Genomic DNA, 18,835 nt, shown 5'->3' with positions numbered 1-18,835 from the left:
CCATGCTGGCTCCCCTGATCGATGACAAACAAAAAATCACGCTGATTCAAGACAGCGGCGTACAGTTCCTTGACTTTGGTCTGCAATTTTCGGCAACCCAGGCGCGCCGCCAGTTTGTGCGCCAGACGGCAAACGGTCCACTGCTGCGCCTTAATCTGGACGGTAACAGCGGCAAATTCCGGCTCTATCCCAAAGACGGAGGCGCCCCGGAGGTCGTGCGTCCTGAATCTGACATTGCGCTGGCCGATTCGCTGGCACTGCTGTCTGCCTGCTGGTTGCCGTTGCCAATACTGCGTTGTGCCAGCGGACGCCGCTTTATTGGCGGGCCAGAAAACTGGGCGCGCATGCGCCTGGTGGCGCTGGATACCCCTGACGCGGCAGGCAATACCCATCGCGTGAGCCTGGCGTTTGACACCCGCTGCGTGGCAGAGGAAGAAGGTGGCGAACAACTTGGCCTGTCCCCCGCTGACGCGCAAAACGGCGTAACCTTTGCGCTGGCGTGGCACAACTATGAGCTGGGTGAATTTCTCGATCATACCTGGGTTGATGGCTGGCTGCGTGAAGCGTTTACCGAGCGTGTTCAGGATCGCCGCGAACAGGCAATTAACCAGGCGCTGCGCGAATTTGAATATCAGGCGCACTATCTTAATCTGTTGGAAGTGCTCGGTGAGCAGCTGAATCTCACTGATATTCATATTCAGGCCACCACGCTGCAAACCCCGGCGGTGAATGTCGACATCATTCTCGACGTCGGTAATTCCCATACCTGTGGCATTCTGGTGGAAGATCACCCCGAAGAGACTAACGGCCTGAAACAGACCTATGAGCTGCAACTGCGCGATCTCACGCAGCCACATCGGGTCTATAACGAGCTATTCGACAGCCGCCTGGAGTTCGCCGAGGCGCGTTTCGGTAAAGCTAACTTTTCGCTGGAAAGCGGACGTGAATCGGCCTTTATGTGGCCCTCGTTGACCCGCGTTGGTCGTGAAGCCAGCCGCATGGCGCTGCAACGCGCCGGGCTGGAAGGCAGCACCGGATTATCCAGTCCGCGCCGTTACTTGTGGGATGAAGCGCGCTATCAGCCAGGCTGGCGCTTCAATCAGCAGAATGGTCAAGGCGAGCCGCTGGCCTGCGCTGCGCCTTTTACGCTGTTGCTTAATGATGAAGGCCAGCCGCTGCATACGCTGCCTGTTGATCAGCGCCTGCCGGTTTTTTCTGCTCATTACAGTCGCAGTTCTCTGATGACTTTTATGCTGTGTGAGCTGTTGGCACAGGCAATGATGCAAATGAACAGTGCCGCACAGCGGCAACGCATGCCGCAAAGCCACGCGCCGCGTCAACTGCGTCACGTCATTCTTACGCTGCCTTCGGCGATGCCAAAACCAGAACGTGAGATATTCCGTCGCCGGATGCAGGAAGCCATTGCGCTGGTGTGGAAGGCTGAAGGCTGGCATCCCGCCGACGAAGCCTTTTCGCCACAAAGCCTGGCGCAAAGCCGCAAACCTGTGCCAGATGTACAAATGGAGTGGGATGAAGCCACTTGTGGGCAAATGGTTTGGCTGTTTAACGAAACTCAGGTCAACTTCGCCGGTCGCGCCGGGGATTTTTTCAGCAGCATGGCGCGTCCGGACTGCCCGCGTGAAACCGATGAGCGGCCGGGCAAAAGCCTGCGCATCGCCTCCATCGACATTGGCGGCGGCACCACTGATTTAGCGATAACCCAATATCGTCTTGATGACGGCCAGGGCAATAATGTCAAAATCACCCCACGTCTGCTGTTCCGTGAAGGGTTTAAAGTGGCCGGCGACGACATTCTATTGGATGTGATCCAGCTATGGGTTTTACCTGCCTTACAGCAAAGCCTGCAAAAAGCTGGATTGACGCTGGCAGAGCCGCTGATAACGAAGTTATTTGGCCATGACAGTCGCATGGATGGACAAGCGACGCTGCGCCAGCAAGCCACGTTGCAGCTGTTCATTCCACTGGCACAGGCGGTTTTGGAACGCTACGAAAACTGGGACCCGCTGGGGAGCCACGCCGAGATTAACGCGTTGTTCGGTGAACTGGTGGGACAGCGGCCTGGCGATGCGGTACTGGCGTTTATAAATGGTGAGATTCAGCGTGAATTAGGCGGCAACAGCCGCTTCGATCTGCTCGATGTGCCGCTGGTGGTCAGCATGACGCAGCTACATGCAGAGTTCATGCAGCACCGCATGGCGATCATTCCCGCGCTGCGTTCAATGTGTGAAGTGGTTTCACTTTATCAGTGCGATGTGCTGCTGCTCACCGGACGTCCATCACGTTTCCCTGGCATTCAGGCACTGGTGCGTCACCTGCAACCGTTGCCGGGCAGCCGCATTTTGTCGCTGGAAGGCTATCATACCAGTGACTGGTATCCTTTTAACAAACATGGCCGCATTGACAACCCTAAATCCACCGCCGCCGTCGGCGCAATGCTCTGCCTGCTGGCACTGGATTTACGCCTCAGCAGCTTCTGGTTCCGCGCGGGTGACTTTGAGCCTTACTCAACGATTCGCTACCTTGGGATGCTCGACGAAAACCAGGCGCTGAGCGATGAAAATCTCTGTTACAGCGAGATTGACCTTGATGACAACAGTTTTGTGCTGGATCGCAAAAGCAGTTTCCGCATTCGCGGCAATGTCTGCCTTGGTTTCCGCCAACTGGACAATGACCGCTGGCCAGCATCGCCGCTGTATAGCCTGACGCTGAACGACGCCGCGCTTGCCCGTAAGGTTGCTGGTGAAAGCGTGTTGCGCGTGAAGCTTGCGGTCAAAGCAGGCGCGGATGCTCAAGGCCCGGAAAACCTGATATTGAGTGATGCGCAACTTGACGACGGCACACGCGTGCCGCTCGACCATTTGAGCCTGAAATTAAATACCCTCTCGGCCACTGGCAACGCCAATGCGCAATACTGGATTGATAGCGGGAGCGTATGTAAATCATGAAATCGGTAAAACCGCGCCAGCCACAAACGCTGGCAAAACGTCTTAGCCTGTTACAGGACGCGCTGAACGCCAGCCTTGACTGGATTGATAACAGCCGCCAGCATTCACCACGTCTGGCGCTGGAAGCTGAAACGCTGACGCTGCAACTACGCCAGGCGCGCGTGCAAACTGAAACGCTGGCCCAGCAAATAGCGCGACCGGTTACGCTGGCCCTGTTTGGGCAATCACAGGCAGGAAAAGCCTGGCTGCTACGTGAAATGGTTGCCGACGCGCAAGGCCAGTTAATGACTCGCCTGAACGATAAATCGCTGAACTATTTTCAGCATATCAATCCCGATAACCTCGATTTTGCCATTGCGACCCGTTTCAGCCACCAGCGTGAGCCGCTGTCTGGCGAATGGCCAGTGGAATTAGCTCTGCTGAGCGAAGCGGAAATTTTGCTTCTGGTCATCACCTGCGGCGGCGGTATTGCACAGCCGGATATTCCTCAGATCGACAGCGAACTACGCCGTTTGCAGCGTCATCGCCTGACCACGCCGCTGGCAGGATCAGAAACCGACGCGTTAGTCAGCGTATGGTCGTGGTGCCGTCGCCATCACTTATATGATGCATTGCTTGATCGCCATTTTTGGCCGCAGGCGATTGAACTGGCTCCCTGGCTCAGCGTTGACGATCGCGTGCAGCTATTTTCGCTGCTGTGGCCTGCCGAACCGGCATTAAATGAAGTGCTGCGCGACCTGCTGCATTTGCGTCATCAGCTGCGTAACAGCAACCGTGTGCTGGTGCCGCTGAGCGTATTGACCGATACCGCCTTTTTGCCTGCCGAACAGCTGATCGTACCGGCCAGCGAGCAAGACCAGCAACGGCTAATCGAAGTTTGTCCACTGAACGGAAATCGCATCGCCAAACCGCAAAGCGTGGCGCTGGGCCTGCTGGCGTTATTAACGCTGGAAGTGTCGATTCCGCTAAGTTCAACGCCGCGTACCGCGCTGTACGATGACGCCGACATGCTCGAACTGCCTGCGCCTGGTCTGCCAGCAGACCAGACAATTCGGGAAGAGCGTCTGCGCCTGCAACAGCAGGATCCGCTGCGAGCGCGGCTACTGGACCACAAACGCGCCCTGCTGCCCGGCTTTTATGCTGCACGTCAGGCTATCGATCTGTTACTGGTTTGCACCGCTGCCAGCCAGCGCCAGGATGCCAGCCTTGCCAGCCAGACGCTGCGTGAATGGCTGCGTTACCAGCCCGTGCATAAAAACGGTGAAAAGCCTCGGCTGATCTGGGCGATCACCCCTTACGATGCACGCCATCAGCAGATCAATGTAGATGAAGCGGTACAACGTCAGATTGGTCAGCCGGGACAGCACTGGGGTTCAATGCTGGCGCTGGATCGCGCAGGGGTTGATCGTATGGCCGCCTGGTTACAGGACGAGATGCAGCCGGAGGCGCGTCGCGATCGACTTGTCGCCCAACTGGCTCAGGTTCAGCATGCCGTAGTTGAGCGCCGCTTGCAGCCGTGGACGGAAGCCGAAGCCAGCCCGGAACAGGCGGCACGCAAACAGACTATCGCGGACACCCTGCTGAAGTGTCTGCAGCACCGCACCGGTTTGCACGGTGAACTGCTGGAACGTCTGCAACCCCCGCGTGAGACGTTACGTCAGCTCTGGCTGAATCAAACCGCCGTACCCGCCAGCAGCAGTCTCCCGGCGGCAGAAACGCAGTTTGGCATTGGGTTTGAGTTTGATCTGTTTAGCAGCACTGAAACAGCGCAAGCGCCGGTACAGCAAAGTCAATCGGGTCAGAGTGGTCAGCAATTTCCGCAGCAGGTATTCCGTTTATGGCTCGATCACTTACGTCAGCTGCCCGAAAACCGCAGCTTACTGGCGCTGCTGAATATCGATAAAGCTACAATGGAATGGTTGGTTGAAGAGTTGATCACCGCCAGTTTCCGCACCGATATGACGCAAAAATTGCAGCAGGCGCTGCATGAATCCGATTCGCATGCGGTGACGCATGGATCGCGCGCCGATCGGCAGGTAACGCGGGCAATGACGGTACTGGGCGATTTTGTCGCCTGGCTGGGTTTCTTGCAGCGCCCGGAGCCGGAGCGTCCACCAAGCCGCGTCAATCGCGGTCAACCTATTTTCTCGCGCCCCCCCGCGCCAAGCGTAAGCTTTGGTGCCGGGCAACGCCTGACCAGACTTGCTGCCGCGCCCGCTAATCATACGGCTTATTATATCTATGACTGGTTAGTCGGACTCAATACGGTGATTATCGAAAATAACGGCTACACCGGCGGCAGCGATTTACCCGCTGCTGCGCGTGAAGCGCTGATTGCTTTGCTGAAGCCGCTGCGCAGCTAATGTATTACCAGGCGCAGCTCTCCTTTTAGCGACTGCGCCGCTTCTTCTAACAGCGCCAATACCGGTACAAGCGCATCACGCTGCTTATCAATGTGGTGTAAGTGTATTTCCGCAGGCAGTGCCATTCCACCGGTCAGCCAGTCCCATAGCGCATCAAGGTTATTGCCAAACGGAAACGGGCAATGGCTTTGCTGTGCCAGCTGATGATAAAACGCATCGCGATCGGCTAACTGGCAAAAATCAAAGGTCAGAATCAGCATGCTTACGGCACCTGTTTAAAGCTGCGATAGTGATCGGTTGAGAGATAAACCAGGCCATCGGAAGAGTAGACCAGACGATCCGCTTCGCGATGACCGCAGCGATAATTTACGTCAGCCTCATACCACTGACGGTTTTTGCGTTGCGGCAGTCGCTTCTCGCGGTTTGAAAACCGATCGCCGCCTATGGCTTTACCCGGCAAGACTTGGCACAGATCCCCTTTAGCCGGGTTCCTGCCACGTTGCCGCGCTTCATTTTTAGTCAGGTAATAATCGGGCAATTGCTGATTTTGCAAAATATAACGGGCCACAAGGCGCGCATCGGTCAGCGAAGTAATGTCGCCAGCAGCAGGCGCCAGTGATGAGTTCAGATAAGGTTTAAGACCAGTCCAGCAGGCGGCAAGGACAAAAAAGAGTCCAATCCAGAGTTTTTTTGACATGATGACATCCGTGACGACAGGATGCTGATAATAACAGTTTTCATGCGCAGAAACAGCGCGGGCCAGTCAAGCTGGCCCCAGCGGCGTTAAGCAGCGTGTGAATGCGTGTTTGCGCTATGACGACGCCATGTCCCCGGCGCAACACCATATTGCCGTTTAAAGCTGCGGTTAAACGATTGCTGTGAATCGAAGCCTAACGAAATCGCCACGTTAAGGATCGGTTCATTGGTGCTGGTCAAACGATCAGCGGACTTTTTCAGCTTTTTCACGCGAATATATTCACCCAGCGGATAGCCGGTGTGTTCTTTGAACATCCGCTGCAAATGCCACTTCGAATAGCCTGCACGCTCAGAAACGGTATCCAGATCCAGACGTGCTTCGATGTTGTTATCAATCCAGTCGATTAGATCATGAATAAAGGCGTCGCTCATCATTCCAGTCTCTCCCGTCGCGGTGAAAAATAGTATCAGTATCAATTGCAGTTACACTTAAAGGGTGAGTGACTATGCCATTTAATGCAAGTTTTATTGGTACATTAAATGCCGCACAGCTTGTAGGGTTTTTATCGCCTGCTGACGAGTAAGGCAGGCAAAAAAGCTGTAACGCAGTGAAGTGCATAAACGGGAGAGCAATCTTCCGATTGCTCTCGATTCAGCGGGGATCAGAAATGAAAAAAAGCCACATCAGCGGCCTTTTTTGCAGCAATCATCCGCCTCGTCAAGTACAGGTACAGCGGTGCAATTGCTGGTGTCACGTTTTTTAAGCTCATTGAGCGCATCGGCGACAGTACGTTTAGCTAATACATTCAGCGAAGCCTGTTCAGCCTCATCTGCAATGGATTTAAAATACCAGCAGAGATTGGCGCTAACCAGACAACGCGGCGTAACATCAGGGCGGGAAGCCCAGATTTTTTTATCTTCGATGACGGAGATATAGATGTCACGAAGCGTGATTTCTGCGGCCGGACGGCCCAGATGAATCGATCCGGTGCGACCCAGCGTTGAGACAATAATGCCGTCGCGGGTTAAAGGGACCATCAATTTCCTGATAAAACTGGGATTCGCTTCAAGCCCATAAGCCAGAATCGCGCTGGTTGAGCGTTTTCCCGTTTGCTCCGCCATCGCTACGCTCAGAACCATCTGCAAAGCTGTCGGGAAGCGGTAATCAAGCATTTATTTATCCTGAGTTGCGGTGCATCTTGTTGTTTTATCGCCGCTTAAGAGAACAATGAATAAGCAATAAATATAATAAACACTGTTGCTTTTTAGAAGCAAGGCGACAGTGACAAGGCACGTTTTCCCCAAAGCCTACGGCACGATAGCACAAGGTGCTTAGCCGACTAACCGCCAGATTATTCTGCTATTAGCTGAAAGCGGCCGAAGGCGTGGGAAGTTTTTGTTTTAAAATAATCACCAGCAGCACGTTAATAATTGCCAGCACGCAAAGCAACCCTAACGTAGCGGGTGCGCCCATAGTTTCAAACACATATCCACCCACCAGCGGCGTCAGTGCCTGTCCGATGAGGGCCGGACGCGCCATTCGTCCTACCACAATGGCATAGACCTCCGGTTTGACCATCGCCAGCGGTAAAGTTCCACGTACGATGGCACGTAAACCGTTTCCGGCTCCGTAAAGCACCATGCTGAGCAGCGCCAGCTGTGGGAAAAAAAACAGCAGTAACAAGCCCGTTGCCACCAGTCCAACGGAGAAAAAAGTGGTCCAGATGGGATGCCCTCGCTTAAAGGCAATATCAACCAGCCGTGAAGCGACCTGACAAGGACCCAGTATGGCGCTTAACGCCAGCGCTGAGGTTAAGCTATGGCCGCTGGCTTGCAACAGGCTAATGAGTTGCACCGAAATCGCCGTCATAATCACCGATGCCAGGGTAAAAATGGCGCACAACAGCCAAAACAGCATCGGTGCGATATCGGCATCATTCTGCAATAAGGATTGAGGTTTTATAGTGTGGATCGGTTTACTCTGCGGTAACGCATAGCAGTACGCCGGTAAAACGCAGAGTACAAGCATGGCTGCAAGCGCAAAGCAAGTGCCGCGCCAGCCCAGCCAGTGAATTAATAGCGCCGTGCCGGGCCAGACCAGGGGGGTACAGAACCCTGAAATCAGCGTAATACCCGTAATTGCTGAACGTGCCTGGCTGCCATAACGCGTGCCGAGCGTAGCAAAAAGCGCATCATATAACCCCATCGCCATGCCCGTTCCGATAATCATCCATGCGCCTAAAAATAATGCCAGCGTGTGGCTTAGTCCCATAAGCACCAGTCCCAGCGCCATCACTGCCCCGCTTGATGCCAGTAACAGGCGCCCACCGGTTTTGGCGATAATGCGCCCACTGAGCGGAGCCAGCAATCCAGACACTAAAATACCCGTCGATAACGCACCGTAAACCCATTGCTGCGACCAACCGGTTTCGGCAACGATGGGATCTGCCATCACCGCCATTAAATAGAACGATCCACCCCAGGAGAGAATTTGCACGAAACCCAGCGTGATAATAGCGGCAGCGCCAGGTTTGTTTTTTTGATTCACGTTTGTAATCCATTCGCTAACAAAGCATTTTTATAACACGTTATGAGACAAGGAAAAACGTTGCCAGTCGTGAGGCCGTCCTTTTGTTCTGCTTTGCAAAACCGCGGGCCTGATTTTGGTTGATCACTAAAAGTATGTTGTAACTATAACCACGCTTGCGCCTCTGTTTTTCTTCTGCCACATTATGGATGTTGTAATTAAGGAGAAAAATTATGTCGCGTTACGATTTAGTGGCTGATTTACACCAGTGCATAAACGATTTAGAACGGGCGCTCGCTTCCTTAAGGCAGATGACTGAATCCCAACCGCTGCTGATTGCGCGCGTGTTTAGCTTGCCGCCAGTTGAAAAAGGCCGCGAACATGACGCCATCACCCAGATAGCCGTTGAGCAACATCTCGGTGAAACGGCGCGTGAAATGGCGCTGAACCATTACTGCCGCCTGTTTATGCAGCATCAGTCTGAAAAGCTCAGCACCAAAGCGGCAGTACGTTTGCCTGGCGCGATTTGCATTGAATGTGACGATGCAAGGCAACAGCAAATCACGCTGCAAATCGATGAGATTAATCAATTAAAAGCCCAGCTGGAGAAACTAATCACCGTGGATTCGGGCTTACCCAGTGAAGCGCGCTTTGAATTTGTCCATCAGCACTTACGTGGCCTAATCACGCTAAACGCTTACCGTACCATTACTTTGCTACAGGCACCGGACAGCCTGCGTTTTGGCTGGGCTAACAAACACATCATCAAAAATGTGACGCGCGAAGAGATCATGGCAAAACTGGAGAAAAGCCTGAAGGCTGGACGCTCGCAAGCGCCCTGGTCACGTGAGCAGTGGGCGCAGAAAGTGCAGGAAGAGTTAGAAAGTGTGCGGGCACTGCCTGCATCGGCACGTTTGAAAATTAAGCGCCCCGTAAAAGTACAGCCGATTGCCCGCGTCTGGCGCGCCGATGAAAAAAAGCAAACGCAGCTTGCCTGCCCTTCGCCGATTTTGGTGTTATGTCGTGACCGTACCCAGGTTCCGCTGCTGGGCGAACTGCTTAATTATGACGCCGATAACATCACTTATCGCCATAAACCTGCCGCTGAACCGCTTTATCTGCTGATTCCGCGCCTGCATCTTTGGGTCGATTCGCCGGTGTAGCACAGTAAAAAGGCCAGCTAATATAAGCTGGCCTCGTTGTGACGAATGACTTATTGCTTCATGCTGCCGACCATCTCTTCAGGACGGACCCATTCGTCAAACTGCTCCTCGGTCAGATAACCCAGTTTCAGCGCCGAACCTTTTAGCGTCAGCCCCTCTTTATGGGCCTTTTTGGCAATTTCCGCCGCTTTGTCGTAACCGATATGGGTGTTCAAAGCCGTAACCAGCATCAGTGATTCATTCAGTAACTGCTCGATACGTTCGTGCACAGGTTCAATACCGACTGCACAATGGTGATTAAAGCTGTCCATGCCATCTGCCAGCAGGCGTATCGATTGCAGGAAGTTATGGATCACCATCGGACGGAACACATTTAGTTCAAAGTTACCTGAAGCTCCTCCCATATTAATCGCCACGTCGTTGCCCATCACCTGGCAGCACAACATGGTCATGGCTTCACACTGTGTTGGATTGACCTTGCCCGGCATGATGGAGCTACCCGGCTCGTTTTCCGGGATCGCAATTTCGCCGATGCCGCAACGCGGGCCTGAAGATAACCAGCGCACGTCGTTGGCGATTTTCATTAAGGATGCGGCCAGCCCCTTCAACGCACCGTGTGCATGGACTAAGGCATCACAGGTTGCCAGCGCTTCGAATTTATTTGGCGCGGTGACAAAGGGCTGTTGGGTTAATTCGGCCAGGGCTTTTGCTACGCGAACCGCATATTCAGGATGGGTATTTAAACCGGTGCCAACTGCGGTGCCGCCCAGCGCCAGCTCGGCTACGTGCGGAATACTGTGTTCGATGTGCTTAAGGTTGTGCTCCAGCATTGCCACCCAGCCGGAAATTTCCTGACCCAGCGTCAACGGCGTCGCGTCTTGTAGATGGGTTCGGCCGATTTTCACGATGTCTTTAAAGGCTTCTGACTTCTCGCTCAGGGTCTTCTTCAGGACATGAATCTGCGGTATCAGCTGTTCGCGCAGAGCAATAACCGCAGCCACGTGCATGGCGGTTGGGAATACATCATTCGAACTTTGGCTTTTATTTACATCATCGTTCGGATGCACTAAGCGCGACATGCCGCGTTCGCCGCCAAGAATTTCATTGGCGCGATTTGCCAGCACTTCATTCATGTTCATGTTGGTCTGCGTACCGGAACCGGTCTGCCAGATGGCCAACGGGAACTCTTCGCTGTGTTTATCAGCAAGGACTTCGTCCGCTGCGTTAACGATCGCGTCTGCCCGCTCGGCCGGGAGTAAACCTAAATCACGGTTAACGCTGGCAGCAGCGCGTTTAGTCAATGCCAGCGCATGTACCAGCGCTGTCGGCATTTTTTCAGTAGAAATACGAAAATGTTCCAGCGAGCGCTGTGTTTGCGCGCCCCATAACTTATCTGCCGGTACATCGATGGGCCCCATTGAATCTTTTTCAATGCGATTGGCTGCCATGACTACTTCTCCTTTAGCACAGGTTTTGGGATTGAAACGCCCGACGAATTCATCTGGGCGGGCGAGATTCTTACATACAATAATTTAACATTATGCAAGCCTGCCATCCTTATTGCACTTGATATGTATTTTCATTAATACTTTCTGCTTTAATAAGCACATTAACTTCCCGTGAATAAGGGCAAATAATGTATAAACTGAACAATTCGCTGCAAAATTATGCATGGGGCAGCAAAACGGCCTTAACGGAGCTGTATGGCATTGCCAACCCCAAAGGTTTACCGATGGCCGAGATGTGGATGGGCGCGCATCCTAAAAGTCCTTCAACCCTGGACGACCAGGGTAAAACCCGCTCTTTACGCGATATAATTGCGGCTAATCCTGCTTCCGTCCTTGGTGCCGCCGTTGCGCAACGCTTTGGTGAATTGCCTTTCTTATTCAAAGTATTGTGTGCAGATCAGCCGCTCTCTATTCAGGTTCATCCCAGCAAAAGCGCAGCCGAAGAGGGTTATTCACGGGAAAACGCCGCGTCAATTCCGCTCAACGCTGCCGAACGCAATTATAAAGATGCTAATCACAAGCCCGAGCTGGTGTATGCGTTAACCCCTTTTCAGGCGATGAACGGTTTTCGTACCTGTTCGGAGATCGTTTCCTTACTGGAGCCGGTTGCCGGGGCGCATCCGCAAATTGCCCACTTTCTGCAACATCCTGATCAGGATAATCTGGCGAAACTGTTCCTCACGCTGCTGTCGCTGAAAGATGAAGCCAAATCACTGGCGCTCGGCGTATTGAAATCGGCCCTGAACACGAATGAAGGTGAACCGTGGCAGACGGTCAAAAACATTGCAGCCAGTTATCCTGACGACAGCGGTTTGTTTTCCCCTTTGCTGCTTAACGTGATTACGTTGCAGCCAGGCGAAGCGATGTTCCTGTTTGCCGAAACGCCGCATGCCTACTTAAAAGGCGTAGCGCTGGAAGTGATGGCCAATTCGGATAACGTATTGCGTGCCGGTTTAACGCCTAAATACATCGATATTCCTGTACTGACGGCGAACGTTAAATTTGTCGAGAAACCGGCGGATCAGTTACTGACGCAGCCCGAACAACAGGGTAATGAGCTGCGCTTCCCCATTCCGGTTGATGATTTTGCTTTCGCTATTCATACCCTGAATGCTGAGCCGCAATCGGTGAGCCAGGAAAGCGCTGCCCTGCTGTTTTGCATTGAAGGCCAGGCGATTATTGCCAGAGGCTCACAGCAGTTAACGCTGCGTCCGGGTGAGTCATGCTTTGTTGCTGCGAATGAGGCCCCGATTACCGTCGCCGGAACGGGCCGTCTGGCACGCGTGTTCAACGACTTACCGTGATGCGGCTGACGTTCTCGCGCGTAACTGCTATTATTTCAATCTATTAGCTAAAAAACACCTGCGGGTGTTTTTTCTTCACTCGCCGGATACGATAAGCGGCGTAGGCGGACTCAAGGATAAGGACGACTCAGTAATGAAAAAGACTAACGTTGCCGTGGGTGTAATTGTAGCCTTGGGCGTAATCTGGACTGGCGCAGCCTGGTTCACCGGCAAGCAACTGGAAACGCACATGGATCAGCTGGTGCAAAACGCCAATACCCAGCTGAACGCTTACGCACCAAACAGCCGACTGAAGATTAGCTATCAGGATTATCAACGCGGCGTGTTTAGCAGCCAGACAAAACTGGTGATCCAGGCAACCTCGCAGACGGAAGATAATTCGCTGTTGAAGCCCGGCCAAAGTATCGTCTTTAATGAAAAGATCAGCCACGGCCCTTTTCCGTTTGCCCAGCTGAAGCATGGCAATCTGATCCCCAGCATGGCGTCAGTTCATACCGAACTGGCGAATACCAATGCGGTGAAGAAACTGTTTGAACTGACCAATAATCACTCGCTGATCAATGCTGAAACGCGCATTGGCTACAGCGGTGCAACCGATACCGCGCTGAAAGTTTTACCGATCGATTATCAAAATGTGCAAAGCGGAGAACGTGCGGCTACCAATGGCGGCGTGCTGAACGTCAGCATTGACAGCAAAGGCGATAGCGTGTCGCTGGACAGTGATATTGGCAGCGTGGCATTGACCAGCAAAAATGAAATGGGCCAGCCGGTCTTGTTCACGCTGAATAACTTAAACGTCAGCGGCAAAACTCATCTCAGCCCTGAAGGCGTGCGTATCGGTGATCAAGCGATTGACGTCGAAAAAGTCAACGCAAGCATCAATGGTCAGGACGCCCTGACCCTGCTGAAGCTGAAAGGCACCTCCTCCTTTGATAATCATTCCGGCAAAATTGGCGGCAATATCGATTATCACGTCGCTAGCGTTCAGTTGCAGCAACAGGATTTCGGCCAGGCGACATTAAAGATGAAGCTGTCACAGTTTGATGCGCAGGCGGTGAAAACCTTCTCCGATAATTACAACGCGCAGTTGCAGGACCTGCTAAATCAACAGGGGCTGGCGGACGATCCTATCCGCTACCAGGCTGGCGTTCATACTATTTTGCTGAACAACTTACCTACCTTGCTGAAAGGCTCGCCTTCCATCAGCATTGCGCCGCTGAGCTGGAAAAATGATAAAGGCGAAAGCACATTTAATCTGACCGCTAACTTTAACGATCCGGCTACCGTGAGCGGTGAACCACAAAGTCTGAGCACAATGATTGATCGGATTCTGAAAACGCTGGATGGCAAATTAATTATTAATATGCCGATGGCGACTGAAACGATGCGCCATGTTGGTTTGGCAGAAGGTTATCAGGCTGAAGATGCACAAAAACTGGCTGACCAGCAGGTTAAAGGCCTGGCGGCAATGGGCCAGATGTTCCGTCTGACCCAGCAGCAAGACGATAATATTGTTACCACGCTGCAATACGCCAGGGGCCAGGTGAACATGAATGGCAATAAGATGACGCTTGAGCAATTTATGTCACGCTATATGCTGGGTATGCCAACCAGTGATGGGATGCCGCAATAGCGTTTTCGGTTTACCTCCCGCTACAGGTAAACAGTGCCAAAAGCGAACAGTGCCGACCCCGCCATAGGTCGGCATTTTTATTCAATACGCTAAAGTGAAACGATAAAACATCGCAACCCCTGTTTAAGCGCCCGCGTTCGGGCAATGTTTTCTCCCCTGAGCGATCACGCCGGGCAAGGTGTCTGCCTTTTACAGCGCGATCTTGCAGCAAACTTTCTTAAAGGCGCGGTTAAGCCACCATTCAACCAGTCAGCGGCGAACGCTCACGCCTAAATATGACGTTGTCACTTAAAGCGACCATGTTTGATTTTATCGAAACAGTGACTCGCCACGGCAGCAGGTAAATGCAACTGGAAAATGGCATGTCGCGTCAACGCGCGGTTATCCGATCGTAAACCGGGTAAGCGTCCAGACAGAAGCGGCGCCTTTTTCCGCACAATTAAGCAGCATCTGAAACGGTTGTTGCGCAAACCACTGGCACAGTTGCGTACGTTGTTTTTATACTACTCTGCACTCCCCGCCAACGCATACCGACAACTAAGCGAGTGCACCATGATTGATTCAAAGATCCCCCTCACTGATATTCATCGTCATCTTGACGGCAACATTCGTGCACAAACTATTCTCGATTTAGGCCGCCAGTTTAATTTTACCCTGCCTGCTGACACCTTATATTTGCTGCGCCCACACGTACAGGTCACACAAAGCCAGCCGGACCTGGTCAGCTTTTTACAAAAACTGGACTGGGGCGTAAAAGTCTTAGGTGATCTGAATGCCTGCCGACGTGTCGCCATGGAAAATGTTGAAGATGCCGCGCGCGCCGGTATCCACTATGCTGAACTGCGTTTCTCTCCTGGCTACATGGCGATGCACCACAATCTGCCCATTGCCGGTGTCGTTGAGGCGGTCATTGATGGCATCAAAGCAGGCTGTCAGCAGTACGATATTGAGGTGCGTTTGATTGGCATTATGAGCCGCACCTTTGGTGAAGAAGCTTGCCTGAATGAACTTGATGGCTTGCTGGCGCATCGCGACCATATCACAGCGGTAGATTTAGCAGGCGACGAGGCTGGTTTTCCTGGCAGCGAATTTCTCAGCCACTTTAACCGGGCACGTGATGCGGGTTTCCGCGTCACGGTGCATGCCGGAGAAGCCGCTGGTCCGGAAAGTATCTGGCAAGCCATTCGCGAACTGGGCGCTGAGCGCATCGGCCATGGCGTCAAGGCGATGGAAGATCGCGCACTAATGGATTTCCTTGCCGGGCACCGCATTGGCATTGAATCCTGTCTGACCTCCAATATCCAGACCAGCACCGTGCCATCACTGGCGCAGCATCCACTGAAAACCTTCCTTGAGCATGGCATCCTGGCCACCATTAACACCGACGACCCGGCGGTTCAGGGCATTGAGCTGGGGTATGAATATGAGCATGCCGCGCCAGCTGCGGGGCTGAGTCAGGCGCAAATGCGTCAGGCTAACCATCGCCTTTTTGAGCGAGGATGAAAAAGCCGCGATCAGGGCAAAAGTACAGTAATGGCAGGTAAAAAAACGGGCCATTCAGGCCCGTTTGCTTAAGCTTGTTATTTCAGCGACATTGTCTGGCGCTTTTCAGCTGATTGCAGGCCGAGCTCGATCAGCTCCATTACCTGAATCGCCTCTTCCGCTGTCACCGGATTGCTGCCCCGTCCGTTAATCGCGTCACGTACTGCCGCGTAGTAAGCCGGATAATTGCCTGGCTGCGTCATCAGGGGTTTTTCCGTCATGCTGTCACCTTCAGCCAGCGTCAGCGTGCCGTCGCGCATGTCATATCCCCAGTCTTCTTTTGGCGGAAAATCGCCTGCTTTCAGCCGATCTTCCTGCGGATCAAGGCCGTATTTCACATAGCTACCTGCGGTGCCATGTACCACATAACGGGGAGATTCTGCGGCCGCCAGCATGCTGCCGTGCAGCACCACACGGCGCTGCGGGTAGGTCAGCGTGGCATGGAAGTAATCGGTAGTTTGCGCACCTGGGCGCATTTCAGCCAGATCCACATTGATAGCAACCGGCGAACCAAACAGCTGTAATGTTTGATCCAGTAAATGCGGGCCTAAATCGTACCAGATACCGCTGCCTGCGCCTTTCATTTCACGCCAGCGCTGACGAACCTCCAGGCGGAAACGGTCATAATGCGATTCCAGATAGCGTACTTCGCCCAGCGTGCCATCCGACAGCAGCTGTTTTAACGTCAGAAAATCGCTATCCCAGCGGCGATTATGGAATACAGAAAGCAGTAACCCTTTTGCTTTCGCCAGCGCATCCAGCTCGCGCGCTTGTGACAACGTCACGGTAAACGGCTTATCAACCACCACATGTTTACCGGCATTAAGCGCTGCCTTCGCCAACGGAAAATGGGTGTCATTAGGGGTGGGGATCACTATCAGTTGCAGCGTAGGATCGTCCAGTAGCGCCTGAGGATCAGTCGCAACCTGGACGGATGGCCAGTCGGCGTGAACTTTGCTGGCGTCACTGCTGGAAATCGCCGCCAGCTCGACGTCAGGGGTACCCGCAATCAGCGGTGCATGGAACGTTTTACTGGCAAAGCCATAACCTATCAGACCAACACGAAGTTTATCGCTCATCTTTATTCCTCTTGTTCGCTAATCCGATTGATTTAAGACCATTAACCCGGCCAGAACAAGGTGGAATTTCCCTAAAAATCAGGAGATAGCACGTCGTGTCGCTGGCCAGGCCGTTTGCGCCGCCAGACTGTCAGGTACATCCAGATTGCGTCGACGGAAATCACTGGGGCTGATGCCAACCCGTTTACGGAATACGCGTGAGAAATAGAGTTGATCGTCGTAACCCACTTCACGTCCGATGGTGGCAATCGGTTCCTGCGTGGTTTGCAGCAGCAGTTTGGCACGGATAACGCGTTGATCTTCACGCCAGCGCAGCAAATTGACACCCATTTGTTCGCGAAACAGATGCGCCAGGCGCGATGGCGACAGACAAACATGACGGGCCACATCCTCAATTTTCACTTCGCTGGCTAAATGGTTTGTGACGTACTGGCAAGCTTCAATCACCCGCGGATCACGCACCTGCTGGTGGCTACGCGGATCTTCTTCCACTGCCCGTAATAACAGGCGTTCAAGCAAATTCATCGCCAGCTCTTCGGCAAAGCGCCGCCCCGACGTGTGCGTTTGTTCAATGCTGGCAAACAGGCGATCAAATTCACCGCGTAACGATTCCGGTAGCTGCAGCCGCCCGACGCCCTCTTTCTCATCCTGCCATTGCAGCCAGTCATTCCAGTAAGCGCGCGGGCGAAAATAGACCCAGCGGTGAAACCATTGCGGGCTTTCCGGTGAACGGCCATAATAATGCGCCGTTTTTGGCTGAAACAACAGCATCTCACCCGGCTCACAATCGAACGCCCTTTCGCCATCAAATACCCGCCCTTTTCCTTTGATGGTCAGATTCAGAATGTAGCCTTTCATGCCGTGCGGACGATCGATAAAGAAATCCAGCGGGCCTTCAGCAGTAATGGGCGTTAACCCCGCCACCAGCCAGGCATTAAACGCGTAACCCGGCAACAGGGGATTGTGTTGTTCCGCAGCTAATTCACGGTGATACATAATATCCTCACTCTGTCGATGTTTGATCAAACGCGGACGCCGACGTCCGCGTGGTTACTGCGACTTAATCAGGCTTTATGCTTTTGTTTGTAGCGGTCAAAAATTACCGCTGCTAACAGTATCAAACCGCGCACGACATACTGTGAGAATGGCGAGATATTCAATAAATTCATCGCATTTTCAACGGTGCCGAGAATCAAAACGCCAGCAACGACATAGGAGATTTTGCCAATGCCGCCCTTTAATGACACGCCGCCTAATACGCAGGCGGAGATGACGACCAGCTCATAGCCCAGCGAGGTCATTGGCTGTCCACTGGTCATACGCGACGCCAGTATGATACCCGCCGCCGCCGAGACTAACCCGGACAGGATAAAGATGATAATGCGGGTACGCACCACCGGCACACCGGCTAATCGCGCAGCTTCTTCATTACCGCCAATCGCTAACGTGTTGCGGCCAAACGTGGTTTTATTCAGCAGGAAACCAAAAATCGCCATGGTGGCGATGGTGAGCCAGATCGGCGCCGGCACCCCCAGCCAGTTGGTGAAACCCAACGCAAAGAAACGTTCATCCTCAATGCCCACGGCTTTACCGTCGGAAAAGATATAGGCCAGGCCACGCACGATTTGCATGGTCGCCAGCGTGGTTATCAGCGCATTAATTTTCAGTCGGGCGATAACAAAGCCATTGATAAACCCGGTCAGCATGCCCAGCACCAGGCCTGCCGCCACGCCAATCCACAGGCTTTCGGTCATATTGATCACCACAGCGGTGACCACGCCCGCGCAGGCAATCACTGACGCGACCGACAGGTCAAAATCGCCTGACGCCAGGCAGAACAGCATGCCACAGGCCACCATGCCGGACATGGACATCGCCAGCCCAAGCCCTTTCATATTGATGAACGAACCAAAGTTCGGCACGAAAACTGCACAGGCAACAAACAGCAGCGCAAACACTACCAGCATGCCGAAATTGTCCCAGATGCGACCAAACTGCAGCCCACTGCGTGATGTTGGCGGCGGCGTATTGGATGTCGTGGATGAAGCCATGAT

At 53.3% G+C, this 18,835-nt stretch carries 14 protein-coding genes and 1 pseudogene; 6 read left to right on the top strand and 9 right to left on the bottom strand.

What is annotated here, in order from left to right; translation table 11 throughout:
* Positions 1-2 precede the first annotated feature (2 nt).
* Complete coding sequence (locus H2P46_RS05095; protein WP_193404115.1) at positions 3-2,966, top strand: virulence factor SrfB; 2,964 nt, start codon at positions 3-5, stop codon at positions 2,964-2,966.
* Positions 2,963-5,329 (top strand): virulence factor SrfC family protein, encoded by a 2,367-nt coding sequence (locus H2P46_RS05090; protein WP_193404114.1) that lies wholly within the window; start codon positions 2,963-2,965, stop codon positions 5,327-5,329. Before H2P46_RS05095 ends, H2P46_RS05090 begins: the two co-directional genes overlap by 4 nt.
* Here the strand turns inward: H2P46_RS05090 and H2P46_RS05085 are convergent.
* The 5 genes from H2P46_RS05085 to H2P46_RS05065 all read right to left on the bottom strand — a co-directional run bounded on the left by H2P46_RS05085 (position 5,326) and on the right by H2P46_RS05065 (position 8,573).
* The gene (locus H2P46_RS05085; protein WP_193404113.1) at positions 5,326-5,589 is read right to left on the bottom strand and encodes a barstar family protein; all 264 of its coding nucleotides are present in this window, start codon (positions 5,587-5,589) and stop codon (positions 5,326-5,328) included. The genes H2P46_RS05090 and H2P46_RS05085 overlap by 4 nt on opposite strands.
* Positions 5,590-5,591: 2 nt before the next feature.
* Complete coding sequence (locus tag H2P46_RS05080; RefSeq protein WP_193404112.1) at positions 5,592-6,026, bottom strand: ribonuclease domain-containing protein; 435 nt, start codon at positions 6,024-6,026, stop codon at positions 5,592-5,594.
* 86 nt (positions 6,027-6,112) lie between these two features.
* On the bottom strand, positions 6,113-6,460 hold the full coding sequence (locus tag H2P46_RS05075) for a helix-turn-helix domain-containing protein (protein WP_193404111.1): 348 nt from the start codon (positions 6,458-6,460) through the stop codon (positions 6,113-6,115).
* A gap of 249 nt (positions 6,461-6,709) precedes the next feature.
* Positions 6,710-7,198 (bottom strand): RrF2 family transcriptional regulator, encoded by a 489-nt coding sequence (locus H2P46_RS05070; RefSeq protein WP_193404110.1) that lies wholly within the window; start codon positions 7,196-7,198, stop codon positions 6,710-6,712.
* Between the two features lie 190 nt (positions 7,199-7,388).
* Positions 7,389-8,573, bottom strand: a complete 1,185-nt coding sequence (locus H2P46_RS05065) for an MFS transporter (RefSeq protein WP_193404109.1) — start codon at positions 8,571-8,573, stop codon at positions 7,389-7,391.
* A gap of 212 nt (positions 8,574-8,785) precedes the next feature.
* On the opposite strand from H2P46_RS05065, the gene tus reads away from it, so the two are divergent.
* Positions 8,786-9,715 (top strand): DNA replication terminus site-binding protein, encoded by a 930-nt coding sequence (gene tus / locus H2P46_RS05060; RefSeq protein ID WP_193404108.1) that lies wholly within the window; start codon positions 8,786-8,788, stop codon positions 9,713-9,715.
* A 50-nt stretch (positions 9,716-9,765) separates the two neighbouring features.
* Here tus and fumC read toward each other — a convergent pair whose 3' ends face one another.
* On the bottom strand, positions 9,766-11,163 hold the full coding sequence (fumC, locus tag H2P46_RS05055; RefSeq protein WP_193404107.1) for a class II fumarate hydratase: 1,398 nt from the start codon (positions 11,161-11,163) through the stop codon (positions 9,766-9,768).
* Positions 11,164-11,351: 188 nt separating this feature from the next.
* Between fumC and manA the strand changes: the two genes are divergently transcribed.
* The 3 genes and pseudogenes from manA to add all read left to right on the top strand — a co-directional run bounded on the left by manA (position 11,352) and on the right by add (position 15,694).
* Positions 11,352-12,527, top strand: a complete 1,176-nt coding sequence (gene manA, locus H2P46_RS05050) for a mannose-6-phosphate isomerase (protein WP_193404106.1) — start codon at positions 11,352-11,354, stop codon at positions 12,525-12,527.
* Positions 12,528-12,660: 133 nt separating this feature from the next.
* A complete protein-coding gene (locus H2P46_RS05045) occupies positions 12,661-14,160 on the top strand; it encodes a YdgA family protein (RefSeq protein WP_193404105.1) in 1,500 nt (499 codons plus the stop codon).
* A gap of 552 nt (positions 14,161-14,712) precedes the next feature.
* Positions 14,713-15,694: pseudogene (gene add, locus H2P46_RS05040) on the top strand (adenosine deaminase).
* Positions 15,695-15,740: 46 nt separating this feature from the next.
* On the opposite strand, the gene H2P46_RS05035 reads toward add, so the two are convergent.
* The 3 genes from H2P46_RS05035 to araH all read right to left on the bottom strand — a co-directional run bounded on the left by H2P46_RS05035 (position 15,741) and on the right by araH (position 18,832).
* A complete protein-coding gene (locus H2P46_RS05035) occupies positions 15,741-16,781 on the bottom strand; it encodes an oxidoreductase (protein ID WP_193404104.1) in 1,041 nt (346 codons plus the stop codon).
* A gap of 78 nt (positions 16,782-16,859) precedes the next feature.
* Entirely contained in the window at positions 16,860-17,777 is a 918-nt protein-coding gene (gene araC / locus H2P46_RS05030; RefSeq protein ID WP_193404103.1) for an arabinose operon transcriptional regulator AraC, read from the bottom strand.
* A gap of 68 nt (positions 17,778-17,845) precedes the next feature.
* Positions 17,846-18,832 (bottom strand): L-arabinose ABC transporter permease AraH, encoded by a 987-nt coding sequence (araH, locus tag H2P46_RS05025; protein ID WP_193404102.1) that lies wholly within the window; start codon positions 18,830-18,832, stop codon positions 17,846-17,848.
* Positions 18,833-18,835: the final 3 nt, after the last annotated feature.

The organism is Mixta mediterraneensis (assembly GCF_014946725.1).
GTDB lineage: Bacteria > Pseudomonadota > Gammaproteobacteria > Enterobacterales > Enterobacteriaceae > Pantoea > Pantoea mediterraneensis.
Note: the sequence above shows the minus strand (reverse complement) of the source record. Positions and strands in the feature narration are given on the sequence as shown.

Bases quoted from the DNA above. Each gene is read 5' to 3' on its own strand.
- H2P46_RS05095 (WP_193404115.1), top strand. From the start codon at position 3: ATGCTGGCTCCCCTGATCGATGACAAACAAAAAATCACGCTGATTCAA.
- H2P46_RS05090 (WP_193404114.1), top strand. From the start codon at position 2,963: ATGAAATCGGTAAAACCGCGCCAGCCACAAACGCTGGCAAAACGTCTT.
- H2P46_RS05085 (WP_193404113.1), bottom strand. From the start codon at position 5,589: ATGCTGATTCTGACCTTTGATTTTTGCCAGTTAGCCGATCGCGATGCG.
- H2P46_RS05080 (WP_193404112.1), bottom strand. From the start codon at position 6,026: ATGTCAAAAAAACTCTGGATTGGACTCTTTTTTGTCCTTGCCGCCTGC.
- H2P46_RS05075 (WP_193404111.1), bottom strand. From the start codon at position 6,460: ATGATGAGCGACGCCTTTATTCATGATCTAATCGACTGGATTGATAAC.
- H2P46_RS05070 (WP_193404110.1), bottom strand. From the start codon at position 7,198: ATGCTTGATTACCGCTTCCCGACAGCTTTGCAGATGGTTCTGAGCGTA.
- tus (WP_193404108.1), top strand. From the start codon at position 8,786: ATGTCGCGTTACGATTTAGTGGCTGATTTACACCAGTGCATAAACGAT.
- fumC (WP_193404107.1), bottom strand. From the start codon at position 11,163: ATGGCAGCCAATCGCATTGAAAAAGATTCAATGGGGCCCATCGATGTA.
- manA (WP_193404106.1), top strand. From the start codon at position 11,352: ATGTATAAACTGAACAATTCGCTGCAAAATTATGCATGGGGCAGCAAA.
- H2P46_RS05045 (WP_193404105.1), top strand. From the start codon at position 12,661: ATGAAAAAGACTAACGTTGCCGTGGGTGTAATTGTAGCCTTGGGCGTA.
- H2P46_RS05035 (WP_193404104.1), bottom strand. From the start codon at position 16,781: ATGAGCGATAAACTTCGTGTTGGTCTGATAGGTTATGGCTTTGCCAGT.
- araC (WP_193404103.1), bottom strand. From the start codon at position 17,777: ATGTATCACCGTGAATTAGCTGCGGAACAACACAATCCCCTGTTGCCG.
- araH (WP_193404102.1), bottom strand. From the start codon at position 18,832: ATGGCTTCATCCACGACATCCAATACGCCGCCGCCAACATCACGCAGT.